Here is a 12,807-nt window from a genome sequence, read left to right on the forward strand (position 1 = left end):
CGCGGGGCCGTGGCGCGAGCGGCTGGCCCCGCGCGTCAGGGGCTCACGCCGCCCTCCGGCCGCCACACGAGATAGCCCGAGTCGAGCAGCCACGCGTCCGTGGCCACCCCGCCCAGTCGCGTCCCCAGGCGTGTGACGGACTCGCGGAAGGCGTCGGGGGGCGAGGTGTGTCCGGCCTCGCGCGCTTGTCTCCAGGCCTCCATCCACGCCTGGAAGAAGGTGTGCATGGGCTCGCCAGGACGCACGCGACGGCGCAAGTCCCTGGGCAGCCAGTCGCGGAACAGCAGGGGCGCGAAGCCGTTGCGAAAGTCGGTGTGGAACAGCAGCGCCTCACGCATGGGGGGCGCGTCCCCGTCCGCCGACGCTCGACGCAGCAGGTGCGCGGTGAGCACCGAACCCTCCGGATCCGAGCTCCCCTCCACGAGCAGCCCCGACGGGAGCAGGAATCGACCCAGGGCATGGTGCACGTCGGAGACGCGCTCGACCGGTCCCTGACGCAGCAGGTTCATGGCCCGCACGAGGCGCGCCGGCTCGTCCGCCGAGAGCGGCAACTCGAAGCCCCCCTGCCGGAAGTGCGTGCGCGAGCCCGCATGGACCTGGGCGGCCAGGGCGCGCGCCTCCTCCAGCTCCACGCCGATGACGGTGAGCTCCGGCTGGAGCACGCGAAACGCCTCCGCGCTCTCCAGCGTCGTCCACGGATGCTCGCCAAAGCCCACGTCCACGAAGACGGCCCGGGCCCAGGCCCCATCGACACGCGACAGCAACCGGGGCTCGAAGCGGCACAGGTATGCATCGAGCGCGCGCAGGCGCCCCGGCGCGGTGCGACCCCGGGTCTTCGCATCCAGCGTGGACATGCCTCCCACTTCGTCGAGGCGCGCCATGCGCGTCAAGCCTCCCCCGTTCCCTCCGGACCGCGCGGGCCGGTAGGCTCCTCCGCGTGCGCCCCGCCTCCGCCCTCACCTGCCCCGGCTGTCAGGCGCCCCGCGTGGAGGGGGCGGAGTGTCCTCGCTGCGGCATCATCTACGCCCGCGCGGAGGCCCGTGCGGCGCGCAGGGCCGAGCAGGAGCGCGCCGCGGCGGCAGCGGCCCCGCAGGCCCCGGAACCCGCGCCCTTCGAGGTGGACCCCGCCTGGCTCGCGCCGCTACCAGACCTGCGCTCGGACGCGCATCCGCTGGAGACCGCCGCGTTCGACGCCGCCGACGAACAGGCCGTACACGAGCTGCGGCTGCGGCTCATCGTCGTCCCCGTGGCGTTGCTCGTGGGTTATCTGGGGGCCACCGGCTCACTGCGCTTCATCGTCCGGCTGTTCACCATGCTGGTGCACGAGCTGGGGCACGCCGTCACCGCGTGGCTGTGCGGCATCCCCGCCGTGCCGTCGCTCTGGGTGACCTCCATGGGCTCGGAGCGATGGTACTCGCTGGCGTTGGCGCTCGCGGGCGCGCTCGGAGCGCTCACCTGGATTGGCTGGAAGCTGCGCCGCTGGGCGTGGGTGACCTGGGGCGTGGTGCTGCTCACCTGCCAGCTCGTCTGCACCGTGGGCCTGCCCATGTCGAGCACGCTGCCGCTCGTCATCTTCGGCGGTGACGGGGGGATGCTGGTGCTGGGCACGGTGCTGATGGGGTGCTTCTACGTGCGGCCCGGCAGCTACCTGCACGTGCGCGCGCTGCGCTGGGGCCTGGTGCCCATTGGCGCGCTGTCCTTCTGGGACGGCTTCCTCACCTGGTGGAGGGCGAGGACGAACGCGGAGGAGATTCCGTTCGGCCGCATGGAGGGCCAGGGCCTGAGCGACCCCAGCCGACTGGTGGATGAGCACGGCTGGCAGGAGGGCGACCTCATCCGCCGCTATGTGACGCTGGGCGTGCTCTGCCTCGTGGCCCTGGCGGTGTTCCACATCCTGCACCTCTACCGCGGGCGGAGCCGCCTGCGCGCCGCCGTGCGAGCGCTGCGCCACCAGGAGGAGTGACGAGACGTCTCGGGTTGTGACAGCGGTGGGGAACGCCGGTACCCTTCGCGGCACATGGCACACTCCGCCCCCCCGCTCCCCTCCCCGGAGCCCTCCCCGTCCTCGCTGTCCGACGCCCCCGAGCAGGTCCAGCCGCGCCTGGGCTGGCTGCCGCCGGTGGGGTCCTGGAAATACCACCTGCTGTTGAGCGCCGTGGCCCTCTTCATCCTCGGGCCCCTGGGTGGCATCGCCGCGTCGTACATGAACTTCAGCGTGGGCTTCTTCGTCGGCGGGCAGGTGCTGGCGGGCATCCTCGGCAGCGCCGTCACGTACGGCTACGGCTCGGAGGGCAAGCACGGCGCCAACTACATGCAGACGATGGCCGCGTCGGTGGCCTCGCTGTGCGCCATGTCCGTGCTCATCCAGGCCATGGTGTGGCTGGGCATGGAGATGCCCCCCGCCTGGCACCTGATGCTCTTCGTGGGCTGCGTGGGCATGTTCGCGGTGGGCGTGGGCATGCTCTACACGCCGCTGCTCGTGGACCGGCTCCAGCTCGACTACCCGTCGGGCTTCGCGGTGGCCAACATCCTGCGCGCGCTGACGGACAAGCGGCTGCTCAAGGCGTCCATCTCCAAGCTGGGCGGTGGCACGCTGCTGGGGGCCATCGCCGCGTGGATGACGGAGAAGATCGCCGTCGTCGCCGCCATCGGAACGAGCGCCGCCACGCTGGGCGCGGGCATGATTGTCGGCAGTCGCATCACCGTGCCCGCGGTGCTGATGGCCGTCATTGGCGCGTGGCAACTGCCCTATCTGCGCGAGCTGGGCTGGCTGGGCGCGACAGACCCGTTCCGCAAGGTGGGCTTCCTCATCGGTCTGGCGATGATTTGCGGCGCGGCGGCGGTGGACCTCTCGCTGCTCGCGGTCCAGGCCGTCGCGCGCGTGCGCGCCCGGGCCACTGTCGCGGAGGGCGATGAGCCGGCGTGGAAGAAGGTCAACATGCCCCGACTGCTGGCCTGGGTGGTGGGCTGGGGCGCGGCGACGCTGCTGGTGGGCACCCTCGTGCTGGGGCAGCCCCTGGGCTGGCTCGCCTTCGGCCTGGCCCTGGCGCTCCTGTTCGTGCTCATCAACGGCATCTCCTACGGCATCACCGACCAGAACCCCATCTCCAGCGCGTTCGTCATCTCCATCATGTTGATGTCGTTGATGGGCCTGAAGAACCCGCTGGTGGGGTTGATGGCGGCGACCATCCTGCTCATCTCCACGTCCGTGGGCTGCGACATGCAGCAGGACCGCTCCACCGGCTGGCGCCTGGGCACCAACCGCGTCATCCAGTTCCGCTACCAGGTGATGGGCGTCATCATGGGCGCGCTCTTGTGCGTGGGTCTGGCGAAGGTCTTCATGACGGCCTACCCCGCGCTGACCATCAACCAGCTCGACAACCCCAATGCCCCGGTGGGCCAGTGGGGCTCCGCCATGACCTACAAGCTGGTGGGCGCCATCCGGGACCTGGGCTCGCTGTCGGACGCCAAGATTCAGGCGATGTTCTTCGGCCTGGGGCTCGGCTTCGGCATCCAGGTGCTGCGCAAGCTGCTCCAGGGTCACCAGGGCTATCAGAGCTACATCAAGAGCTCGCGCGCGGGCTTCGCGGTGGGCTGGACCATGGACTCGTTGGTGCTGGCCAGCCCCTACGCGTCGTCCTTCGGCGCCTTCGTGTCCTTCCCGGCGGCACTGTGGTTCGGCGCGGGCGGCATCATCGCGTCCGTGTGGAACACGGTGACGAAGAAGCGCGGCCCCGTCGCAGCGGGCAGCCCTGGCCAGGGCGAAGCGCTCCCCGAGGACATGAGCACCATGTCCCTGGTGGGCGGCGGTCTCATCGCTGGCGAGTCCCTCTTCTTCCTCATCGCCGGCATGATTGGACTGGCCTCGCTGCTGGCGTGACTTGACAGTTGCCGGTGCGGGCCAATTCCTGACGCACTCACAGTGTACATGCCACAGTCTCTCTCGGGGAGCGACCGATTCCCGGCGCTCCATCCGAAGCGAACCGAGGGAAGCCCATGAAGCGTGTCTTCGTGCTGTGCGTGGCGCTGTTCAGTGTCTCGTGGCTGGGATGCGGCGGGCCTCTGGCGGAAGAGGGCGGCGAGCCGCTCTCCCAGGAGCCCACGCAGGAGTCCTCCCAGGAGCTCGTCACGTGTCCGGGTGACCTGCCCCAGTGCTCCACCTACGAGGGGAAACGCTGCATCAGGCGGGTGGACTGCTGCGATGGCGACTTCCTGTTGTGGTGCGCCTGCGACCCCACCATGAAGCGCTTCCACTGCCTCTAGGGCGTCCACGCCTGGACACTTCCGCGCGAGGGGAGGCTCGACACCCATCCCGGCATTCATGGGAAAACAAGCACAAGACGCTCACCCTGGGCGTCTGACGCAAGTCCTCCCCGGAAGGATTCCCATGAAGCGCGCAATCGTGATGATGGCAGCGGTCCTTGGTGTCTCGTTGATGGGTTGTGGCGGCGCGGACCTCGCGACGCCGACCGGTGAAGCCGTGTCGGAAGAGGTCCAGGACGTTTCCCAGGAGCTCGTCACCTGCACGGCCACCTGCTACGGCGGGACGTCGGTCTCTTGCACGGGAACGACGTGCAGCTACGTGAACAACCAGAGCGTGACGTGTGATGGCGTCGTCCACTACTGCCCCCCCACCATCTGTCCTGGCACGTACCGGCCCTGCTTCTCGCTCTCGGGCCGGCGCTGCTCGCAGCACGAACCCTGCTGTCGGGGGGACGTCGAGTCGTACTGCGCCTGCTACAACGGCAAGCTGAGCTGCTGAGCCGCGTACACCCTTGCAAGGGGTTGTCCGGCGGGTCCGGTTGACAATTCCCGGGCCCGCCTGCATTTTACTCTTCGTGAGCTTCGTCATCGTCACCACGACCACCCGCACCACGACTCGCTACGGCGGGTGTGGAGCGGTGCGCGTCGCGAAGTGAGCTGACGACCGCACGGCTTTCCGCCCCGCCTTCTCGGCCGGGGCAGCCGTGCACTCGTTCAGTGCTCCGTCCGGCAAGGCATTCAACCCTTCCGTATCCGGAGACGAAGCAATGCTCGACGAACAAGACCACCGCTCCCTGGGCCATCGCCTGGACCTCTTCCACCTGCAGGAAGAGGCACCGGGAATGGTCTTCTGGCACCCGCGCGGCTGGAAGCTGTACCAACTGCTGGAGGAGCGCGTCCGCCAGCGAATGAAACGCGAGGGCTACCTCGAGGTCCGTACGCCGCAAGTCTACGCGCAGCCCCTGTGGGAGCGCAGCGGCCACTGGGAGAACTTCCGCGAGAACATGTTCCTGCTCCAGGACGGGGACCGCCACCTCGCCTTGAAGCCGGTGAGCTGCCCGGGCCACATCGAGCTCGTGCAGCGCATGGCGCCCAGCTACAGGGATTTGCCCCTGCGGCTGTGCGAGTTCGGGCTGGTGCACCGCAGCGAGCCGGGAGGCGCGTTGCATGGCCTGTTCCGGCTGCGCCAGTTCACGCAGGACGACGGGCACATCTTCTGTGCCCCGGAGCAGGTGGTGGATGAAGTCGTGGCCTTCGCGCGCTCCCTGAAGGAGTTCTACGCGAGCTTCGGCTTCGACGAGGTACAGGTCGCCTTCTCCGGCCGGCCCGCGTCCCGCGTAGGAAGCGACGAGGTATGGGACCAGGCCGAGGAGTGGCTGGCCGCCGCCGCGAAGCAGGCCGGACTGGACTGCAAGCTCCAGCCGGGTCAGGGCGCCTTCTACGGGCCCAAGCTGGAGTTCGTGCTGAAGGACAGGCTGGGACGCGAGTGGCAGTGCGGGACGATTCAACTCGACCTCGTGCTGCCCGAGCGCTTCGACCTGCGCTACCAGGAGTCCTCGGGCGCGAAGGTCCGTCCGGTGATGCTTCACCGCGCGCTGCTGGGCAGCCTGGAGCGCTTCATCGGCGTGTTGCTGGAGCACCACGGGGGCGCGCTGCCCGCGTGGCTCGCTCCGGAGCAGGTGGTGGTGGCGCCCGTGGGTGAGGCGGCGGTGGACTACGCGGAGCGCTTCGCCGCCAGCCTGCGACGCGCGGGCTGCCGCGCACGAGTGGACGCGCGCGGCGAGTCGCTGTCGCGCAAGGTGTTGGACTCGCACCAGGCGGGCGTCCCGTGGCTCGTGGTGGTGGGCGGGCGCGAAGTGCAGGCGAACGGCGTCAGGCTGCGAAAGCGGGACGGCTCGCAGCGGGACGTGTCCTGGGACGCGGGGCTGGCGGAGCTCGCGGCCGAGTGTGGGCCGGCGGCGGAGGGCTGATGAAGAACCGAGGGGCGGGGCCGGAGCTCCCGGCTTTCCGCCCCTCGGGGTTTCTACGCGTGACGCAGGTGCTCCAGCACCGCGCCCGCGCGCATCAACTCCGCGGGCACGGTGGCCAGGTCATCCAGGCTGAGGATGCCCAGGGGCCGGCGGGCCTCATCCACGACGACGAGCCGCCGCACCATCTTGTCCTCCATGAGCTGCTCGGCGGTGCTCAGCGTCGCGTCCGGTTCGCAGGTGATGAGCGCGGTCGTCATGACCTCGCGCACCCGCGTCTCGTTGGGGTCCTGTCCCAGGGCCGTCGAACGGACGGTGATGTCCCGGTCCGTCAACATGCCCACCAACTGCCCGCCGTCGGTGACAGGGAGCGAGCCGATGTTGCACGTGCGCATCCGCAGGGCCGCGACGCGCAGCGACTCGTCGGCCTCGATGGTCTCCACATTCTTCGTCATCAGCTCGAAAATCCGCATGGCGCCTCCGCTGATGGGGGTGTGAACGATGGGCTACGCCCTAACGTGGCGTCAGCGGAGGCGTCGTGCTCGCCCTGCCCCTGGGCCCGGAGGAAGGGCGGACGGGCGGACAGGGGGCCTCATTCCAGGTTGGCCAGCGGGCGCGACGATTGGGCAGGATGGGCATCCAAGAGAAACCCCGGGCGTGGACCCGGGAAAAGGAGCGTGACGGCATGGTCGACAAGCTCACCCTCAGCGATGCGCAGTGGCGCGAGCGCCTGACTCCCGAGGAGTACGACGTCCTGCGCAGGCATGGCACGGAGCGCCCGGGCTCGGGGTGTTTCCTGGGGACCAAGACACCGGGCACCTACGTGTGCGCCGGCTGTGGCAATCCCCTCTTCAAGGCGGGGACCAAGTTCGAGTCCGGCACGGGGTGGCCCTCGTTCACCCAGCCGTTGAGCGGCGCGGACTCGGTGACGGAGATCAGCGACCGCTCGCACGGCATGGTTCGCACCGAGGTGCGCTGCGCCCGCTGTGACGGCCACCTGGGACACGTCTTCCCGGATGGACCGCCGCCCACCGGGCAGCGCTACTGCATGAACTCCGTGGCGATGAAGCACGTGGAAGAAGGCCAGCCGCTGGAGCTGGTCCGCGCGTAGGCGGCGCGTGTCGCCCCGGCCTCGACAGCATCTTCGAGGTCGGGGCGCTGTCCGCTCGCCTCAGCCCAGCCAGGCGCGAGCGTTGCGGAACATCCGCATCCACGGGCCGTCGTCGCCCGTCCACTCCCGGGGCCGCCACGAGTGCTGCAACGTGCGGTGGACGCGCTCGGGATGCGGCATCGTCACGGTGAAGCGCCCATCCCGCGTCGTGACGCCCGCGATGCCATGCGGCGAGCCGTTGGGGTTGGCGGGGTACGTCGCCGCCACCTGGCCCCGGTTGTCCACCCAGCGCGTGGTGATGTAGCCCAGCCCGTTGATGCGCGCGGCCTCGGCGGCGTCGGAGAACTCCGCGCGCCCCTCGCCGTGCGCCACGGCGATGAGCATCCGGCTGCCCTCCATGCCCTGGTAGAAGAGCGACGGCGTGCGAGCGATTTCCACCGTCCCCAGGCGGGCCTCGTACTGCTCGGAGGCGTTGCGCACGAAGCGAGGGAAGTGCTCGGCGCCCGGGATGATGTCCTTCAAGCCGGACATCATCTGGCAGCCGTTGCAGATGCCCAGGCCGAAGCTGTCGGAGCGCGCGAAGAAGCCCGCGAACTCGTCGCGCGCGCGCGGGTTGAAGAGGATGGACTTCGCCCAGCCTCCGCCCGCGCCCAGCACGTCTCCGTAGGAGAAGCCACCGCAGGCCAGCACGCCGTGGAAGTCCTTCAGCGACACGCGCCCGGCGAGGATGTCGCTCATGTGAACGTCCACCGCCAGGAAGCCCGCGCGGGTGAACGCCGCCGCCATCTCCTGCTGGCTGTTGACGCCCTGCTCACGCAGCACCGCCACGCGGGGACGGGCGCCCTTCGCCACGAACGGCGCGGCGACATCCAGCCCCACGTCGAACGTCAACTTCGGCGTGAGGCCCGGGTCCGTCGCGTCGCACTTGGCCGCGTACTCCTGCTCCGCGCACACGGGGTTGTCGCGGCGCTTCTGCAGCTCGTGGCTGACGCGAGACCACACGCGGCGCAGGTCCATGGTGCCCTCGGACAGCAGCACCCGGGCGCCGTGGCGCACGCGGACCTCCAGCGCGGACGTCGGCCGGCCCAGCTCATGGCAGGACGCCGCGAGGCCGTGCTGCCCCAGCACCTCGCGCACCCGGGCCACGTCGGCCGAGCGCACCTGCACCACCGCGCCCAGCTCCTCGTTGAAGAGGGCCGCCGTCGCGTCGGCGCCCAGGGCCGCCACGTCCACGTCCACGCCGCAGTGGCCCGCGAAGGCCATCTCGCACAGCGTGGCCCACAGGCCGCCGTCGGAGCGGTCGTGGTAGGCCAGGAACCGGCCCTCCGCGTTGAGCGCCTGCACCGCCGCGAAGAAGCCGCTCAAGAGCGCGGCGTCCTCCACGTCGGGCACCTCGGGGCCCACCTGCGCGTGCGTCTGCGCGGCGATGGAGCCGCCCAGCCGCTGCCGCCCCTTGGCCAGGTCGATGAAGAGCAGCCGCGTGTCCTCGCCTGGCTCCACCAGCTGCGGCGTGAGCGACTGACGCACGTCCAGCACCGGCGCGAAGGCGGAGATGATGAGCGACACCGGCGACGTCACGACCTTGCGCGCGCCAGCCTCCTCCCAGACGGTGCGCATGGACATGGAGTCCTTGCCCACGGGGATGGTGAGGCCCAGCGCCGGGCACAGCTCCATGCCCACCGCGTGCACGGCGGCGTACAACTGCGCGTCCTCGCCGGGGCTGCCCGCCGCCGCCATCCAGTTGGCGGACAGCTTCACGTCGGAGAGCTTGTCGATGCGCGCTGCGGCGATGTTGGTGAGCGCCTCGCCCACCGCCATCCGCGCGGAGGCCGCCGCGTCCACCACCGCCAGCGGCGTGCGCTCGCCCATGGACATGGCCTCGCCCGTGGTGCTCGTCACCGTGGACAGCGTCACCGCGCAGTCGGCCACCGCCACCTGCCACGGGCCCACCATCTGGTCCCTGGCCACCAGGCCCGACACCGAGCGGTCACCAATGGTGATGAGGAAGGACTTGTCCGCCACCGTGGGGTGGCTCAGCACGCGCTCGGCCAGCGCCTTGAGGTCACCCGGCAACGCCAGCGGAGCGTGCGCCAGGGGCCGCGACGTCGCGTCGCGGTGCATGCGCGGGGCCTTGCCGAACAGCACGTCCATCGGCAGGTCGATGGGCGGCGTGCCCAGCCGCGAGTCGGACAGCTTGAGCACCTGGGCCTCCGTCGCCTCGCCCAGCACGGAGAAGGGCGCGCGCTCGCGCTCGCAGAAGGCGGTGAAGCGCGCCAGGTCCTCGGGCGCCACGCCCAGCACGTAGCGCTCCTGCGCCTCGTTGCACCAGATTTCCACCGGGGACATGCCCGGCTCCGCGTTGGGCACCGCGCGCAATTCCAGCCGGCCGCCCAACTCGTTGTCGTGCGCCAGCTCCGGCAGCGCGTTGGACAAGCCGCCCGCGCCCACGTCGTGGATGGAGCGGATGGGGTTCTTTTCGCCGAGCGCGCAGCACTGGTCGATGACCTGCTGGCAGCGTCGCTCCATCTCCGCGTTGTCGCGCTGCACGGAGGCGAAGTCGAGGTCCGCCGCGCTCGCGCCCTGCGCCATGGAGGACGCCGCGCCCCCGCCCAGGCCAATGAGCATGGAGGGGCCGCCCAGGACGATGAGCTTGTCGCCCGGCTGCAGCTTGCCCTTCTGCACGTGCGGCGCGCGGATGTTGCCGAACCCGCCGGCGATCATGATGGGCTTGTGGTAGCCGCGCACCTCCACGCCCTCGGGCGTGGCGACCTGCGCCTCGTAGCTGCGGAAGTAGCCGCACAGGTTGGGGCGGCCGAACTCGTTGTTGAAGGCGGCCCCGCCCAGCGGACCGTCAATCATGATGTCCAGCGCGGAGACGATGCGGTCGGGCTTGCCGTAGGGCTGCTCCCAGGGCTGCTCGTAGCCGGGGATGCGCAGGTGGCTGACGGTGAAGCCCGTCAGACCCGCCTTGGGCTTCGCGCCGCGTCCGGTGGCGCCCTCGTCGCGAATCTCTCCGCCCGCGCCCGTGGCCGCGCCCGGGTACGGCGAAATCGCCGTCGGGTGATTGTGCGTCTCCACCTTCACCATGATGTGGGCCGGCTCGCGCACCGTCCCCCACTCGCCCGTGTCCGCGTCCGGGAAGAAGCGGTCCACCTCGAACCCCGCGATGACGGCCGCGTTGTCCTTGTAGGCGGAGAGCACGCCCTCCTTGTGCTGGGCGTAGGTGTTCTTGATGGCCTGGAAGAGCGAGCGCTCCTGCGGCTTGCCGTCCAGCGTCCAGCTCGCGTTGAAGATTTTGTGTCGGCAGTGCTCGCTGTTGGCCTGCGCGAACATCATCAGCTCGACGTCGGTGGGGTTGCGCTTCAGCTCCTGGAAGCGCGCCACCAGGTAGTCGATTTCGTCCTCCGCCAGCGCCAGGCCCAGCTGGCGGTTCGCCGTCACCAGCGCCGCGCGGCCTCCGCCCAGGATGTCCACCGTCGTGAGGGGCCGGGGCTCGTGCTCGGAGAAGAGGACCGCCGCGTCCTCCAGGCGCTCCAGCACCGCCTGCGTCATCCGGTCATGCAGCACCGGCTTCAGGCGCTCCACCTGCGCGGGCTCCAGCGCGCGGCCTTCGGGGCCGGCCACGAAGTACGCGAGGCCTCGCTCCAGGCGTCGAATCTTGGAGCCCAGGCCGCAGTTCTGGACGATGTCCGTCGCCTTCGAGGACCAGGGAGAGATGGTCCCCGGGCGGGGCACCACCAACAACAGGCTGCCCGCTCGCTCGCCCGAGGGCACCTTCGGGCCGTACTCCAGGAGGCGGCCGAGCATCGCCTGCTCGTCCTCGGAGAGGGCCTTCGGGGCGTCGAGGAAGTGCACGTGCTCCGCATAGACGGACGACACGGAGGGCACCTGCTCGCGGCACTGCGCGAGCAGCTTGGCGAGCCGGAATTCAGAGAGGACGGGAGCGCCGCGCAGGGAGTGCATGCTGGACATGGGGATTGGGTGTGGCCCTGGGTAACAGCCGGGCCGTCCTTATCACCGTGCGTCGCGCGGGCGAGGACAGAGTTCGCCCCGGCCCGCTCGCTGTCCAGGCGGACAGGGGCCACGGTGGGAGCCCCTCACACGTCGGAGCTTGCGCGGCGCTCGTGACAGGTAGGGAAACTCGGCAACCATGAAGCGGGGCCGCACGAAGCGCGAACGCCCCCGGGAGCGACGGCCCGGGGTGCGCCCAGCATGCGGGAGTCAGTGCCCGTACGGACACTCGACCAAGGGCGCTACCCGCCCTTGCCAGAAGCCGCGGGGGCCGGAGTCGCGGCCGGCTTTTCTTCTGGAGCCTGGGCCTTGCGCCACAGCGCCAGCAGCTCCGCCTCACGCTCCGCGGGCAGCCCCGCGCGCGGCTTGTTCCGGCGCTCCTCGGGCAGCCCCTTGAAGTACGCCAGCGTGTCGCGGACGGTGACGTCCACCGGGCGGAACTTCAGCCCCGCCTTCACTGCCTTCGCGTTGCTGCGAAGATGCGTGCCCAGGCTGGTGCCGGCGGGCGGCATGTAGATGGGGAGACGGACATCGCCCGTCTCGCCTTGCTTCTCCAGGAACTCCGCGGGCACCCACGTCACCTTCGTGTCCCGCCCCGTCACCTGCCGGCACGTGTCCAGCATCGCGCCCATGGACCACGGCTCCGCGGGGCCCACCGCGTTGAAGACGCCGTTGACCTGGCCTTCGATGAGCAACACCAGCCACTCGGCCAGGTCTCGCACGTCGATGATTTGCAGCGGGTCCTTCGGTGTCCCGGGCGCGAGCATCTCCCCGCCCTTGTCGAAGCGCACCGGCCAGTACGTGAAGCGGTCCGAGCGGTCATCCGGCCCGACGATGTAACCGGGACGGATGTTGGCCACGCGTCCCGGGAACGCGGCCTCGGCGGCCTCCTCGCACGCGCGCTTGAGTCCTCCGTAGAACTCGTAGTCCTTGCCCATGCTTTCGACAGTGGGGTCCGCCAGCGTCGCCGTGGGGCCGCTCTCGTCCTCGCGCGGCGTCTTGTCGCTGGCGTAGGCGGACACGCTGGAGATGAAGACATACTGCTTCACGTTCGGCGCCAGCAGCCCGGCCGAGGCGCGGACCATGCGCGGGTAGTAACCGGACGTGTCCACCACCGCGTCCCACTTGCGCCCCTTCAGCGCCTTGAGTCCCTCGTCCTTGTCCGGGTCTCTGTCGCCGCGCAGCTTCTCCACGTCGGGGAAGAGCTCGGGGCGCGTCTTGCCGCGGTTGAAGAGCGTCAGCGAATGGCCCCGCGCTTTCGCGGCCTCCACCACGGCGGGGCCCAGAAACCCCGTGCCGCCCAGGATGAGGATGCGCTTCTTCGCGCCCTTCTTCGACGCGGCCATCGCCTCGGGTCCGAGCGCGAGCAGCGACGCGCCCGCGGCGGAGTACTGCAGGAACTTCCTTCGCGAAGTCTTCATGACAACGGCTCCAAGGGGCCGTGATGCACTCGGG

Annotated in this window: 10 protein-coding genes; 6 read left to right on the forward strand and 4 right to left on the reverse strand. The window is 70.2% G+C overall.

The genetic code is table 11. The features are described 5' to 3' along the window. Window positions 1-35: 35 nt before the first annotated feature. Complete coding sequence (locus HUA78_RS19235) at window positions 36-854, reverse strand: methylase (protein ID WP_174461741.1); 819 nt, start codon at window positions 852-854, stop codon at window positions 36-38. Between the two features lie 83 nt (window positions 855-937). Here HUA78_RS19235 and HUA78_RS19240 point away from each other — a divergent pair, with 83 nt between their 5' ends. The 5 genes from HUA78_RS19240 (at window position 938) to thrS (ending at window position 6,233) form a co-directional block, all read left to right on the forward strand. Further along, a complete protein-coding gene (locus tag HUA78_RS19240; RefSeq protein WP_174476863.1) occupies window positions 938-1,963 on the forward strand; it encodes a hypothetical protein in 1,026 nt (341 codons plus the stop codon). Window positions 1,964-2,017: 54 nt separating this feature from the next. Next, a complete protein-coding gene (locus HUA78_RS19245; protein WP_174476864.1) occupies window positions 2,018-3,880 on the forward strand; it encodes an OPT/YSL family transporter in 1,863 nt (620 codons plus the stop codon). A gap of 116 nt (window positions 3,881-3,996) precedes the next feature. Then, on the forward strand, window positions 3,997-4,263 hold the full coding sequence (locus HUA78_RS19250) for a hypothetical protein (RefSeq protein ID WP_141648298.1): 267 nt from the start codon (window positions 3,997-3,999) through the stop codon (window positions 4,261-4,263). A gap of 124 nt (window positions 4,264-4,387) precedes the next feature. Beyond that, window positions 4,388-4,762, forward strand: a complete 375-nt coding sequence (locus HUA78_RS19255) for a hypothetical protein (protein ID WP_174457277.1) — start codon at window positions 4,388-4,390, stop codon at window positions 4,760-4,762. A gap of 268 nt (window positions 4,763-5,030) precedes the next feature. Next, the gene (gene thrS / locus HUA78_RS19260; RefSeq protein WP_174476865.1) at window positions 5,031-6,233 is read left to right on the forward strand and encodes a threonine--tRNA ligase; all 1,203 of its coding nucleotides are present in this window, start codon (window positions 5,031-5,033) and stop codon (window positions 6,231-6,233) included. 53 nt (window positions 6,234-6,286) lie between these two features. Here thrS and HUA78_RS19265 read toward each other — a convergent pair whose 3' ends face one another. Beyond that, window positions 6,287-6,703 (reverse strand): CBS domain-containing protein, encoded by a 417-nt coding sequence (locus tag HUA78_RS19265; protein WP_141648295.1) that lies wholly within the window; start codon window positions 6,701-6,703, stop codon window positions 6,287-6,289. Between the two features lie 212 nt (window positions 6,704-6,915). Between HUA78_RS19265 and msrB the strand changes: the two genes are divergently transcribed. After that, the gene (msrB, locus tag HUA78_RS19270) at window positions 6,916-7,341 is read left to right on the forward strand and encodes a peptide-methionine (R)-S-oxide reductase MsrB (RefSeq protein ID WP_141648294.1); all 426 of its coding nucleotides are present in this window, start codon (window positions 6,916-6,918) and stop codon (window positions 7,339-7,341) included. Window positions 7,342-7,401: 60 nt separating this feature from the next. Here the strand turns inward: msrB and purL are convergent, their stop codons facing one another. Next, window positions 7,402-11,313 carry a phosphoribosylformylglycinamidine synthase gene (gene purL / locus HUA78_RS19275; protein WP_174476866.1) on the reverse strand — a complete coding sequence of 1,304 codons (3,912 nt, stop codon included), beginning with the start codon at window positions 11,311-11,313 and terminating at the stop codon, window positions 7,402-7,404. A gap of 281 nt (window positions 11,314-11,594) precedes the next feature. After that, window positions 11,595-12,773, reverse strand: a complete 1,179-nt coding sequence (locus HUA78_RS19280; RefSeq protein WP_174476867.1) for an NAD-dependent epimerase/dehydratase family protein — start codon at window positions 12,771-12,773, stop codon at window positions 11,595-11,597. Window positions 12,774-12,807: the final 34 nt, after the last annotated feature.

Origin of the sequence: Myxococcus sp. CA033 (genome assembly GCF_013336625.1) — a bacterium.
Lineage (GTDB): Bacteria > Myxococcota > Myxococcia > Myxococcales > Myxococcaceae > Myxococcus > Myxococcus llanfairpwllgwyngyllgogerychwyrndrobwllllantysiliogogogochensis.

What these genes read in the sequence shown, in the direction of transcription:
- HUA78_RS19280 (WP_174476867.1), bottom strand. Translation starts at nt 12,773, where the DNA reads ATGAAGACTTCGCGAAGGAAGTTCCTGCAGTACTCCGCCGCGGGCGCG.
- HUA78_RS19265 (WP_141648295.1), bottom strand. Translation starts at nt 6,703, where the DNA reads ATGCGGATTTTCGAGCTGATGACGAAGAATGTGGAGACCATCGAGGCC.
- HUA78_RS19245 (WP_174476864.1), top strand. Translation starts at nt 2,018, where the DNA reads ATGGCACACTCCGCCCCCCCGCTCCCCTCCCCGGAGCCCTCCCCGTCC.
- thrS (WP_174476865.1), top strand. Translation starts at nt 5,031, where the DNA reads ATGCTCGACGAACAAGACCACCGCTCCCTGGGCCATCGCCTGGACCTC.
- HUA78_RS19250 (WP_141648298.1), top strand. Translation starts at nt 3,997, where the DNA reads ATGAAGCGTGTCTTCGTGCTGTGCGTGGCGCTGTTCAGTGTCTCGTGG.
- HUA78_RS19255 (WP_174457277.1), top strand. Translation starts at nt 4,388, where the DNA reads ATGAAGCGCGCAATCGTGATGATGGCAGCGGTCCTTGGTGTCTCGTTG.
- HUA78_RS19235 (WP_174461741.1), bottom strand. Translation starts at nt 854, where the DNA reads ATGTCCACGCTGGATGCGAAGACCCGGGGTCGCACCGCGCCGGGGCGC.
- purL (WP_174476866.1), bottom strand. Translation starts at nt 11,313, where the DNA reads ATGTCCAGCATGCACTCCCTGCGCGGCGCTCCCGTCCTCTCTGAATTC.
- msrB (WP_141648294.1), top strand. Translation starts at nt 6,916, where the DNA reads ATGGTCGACAAGCTCACCCTCAGCGATGCGCAGTGGCGCGAGCGCCTG.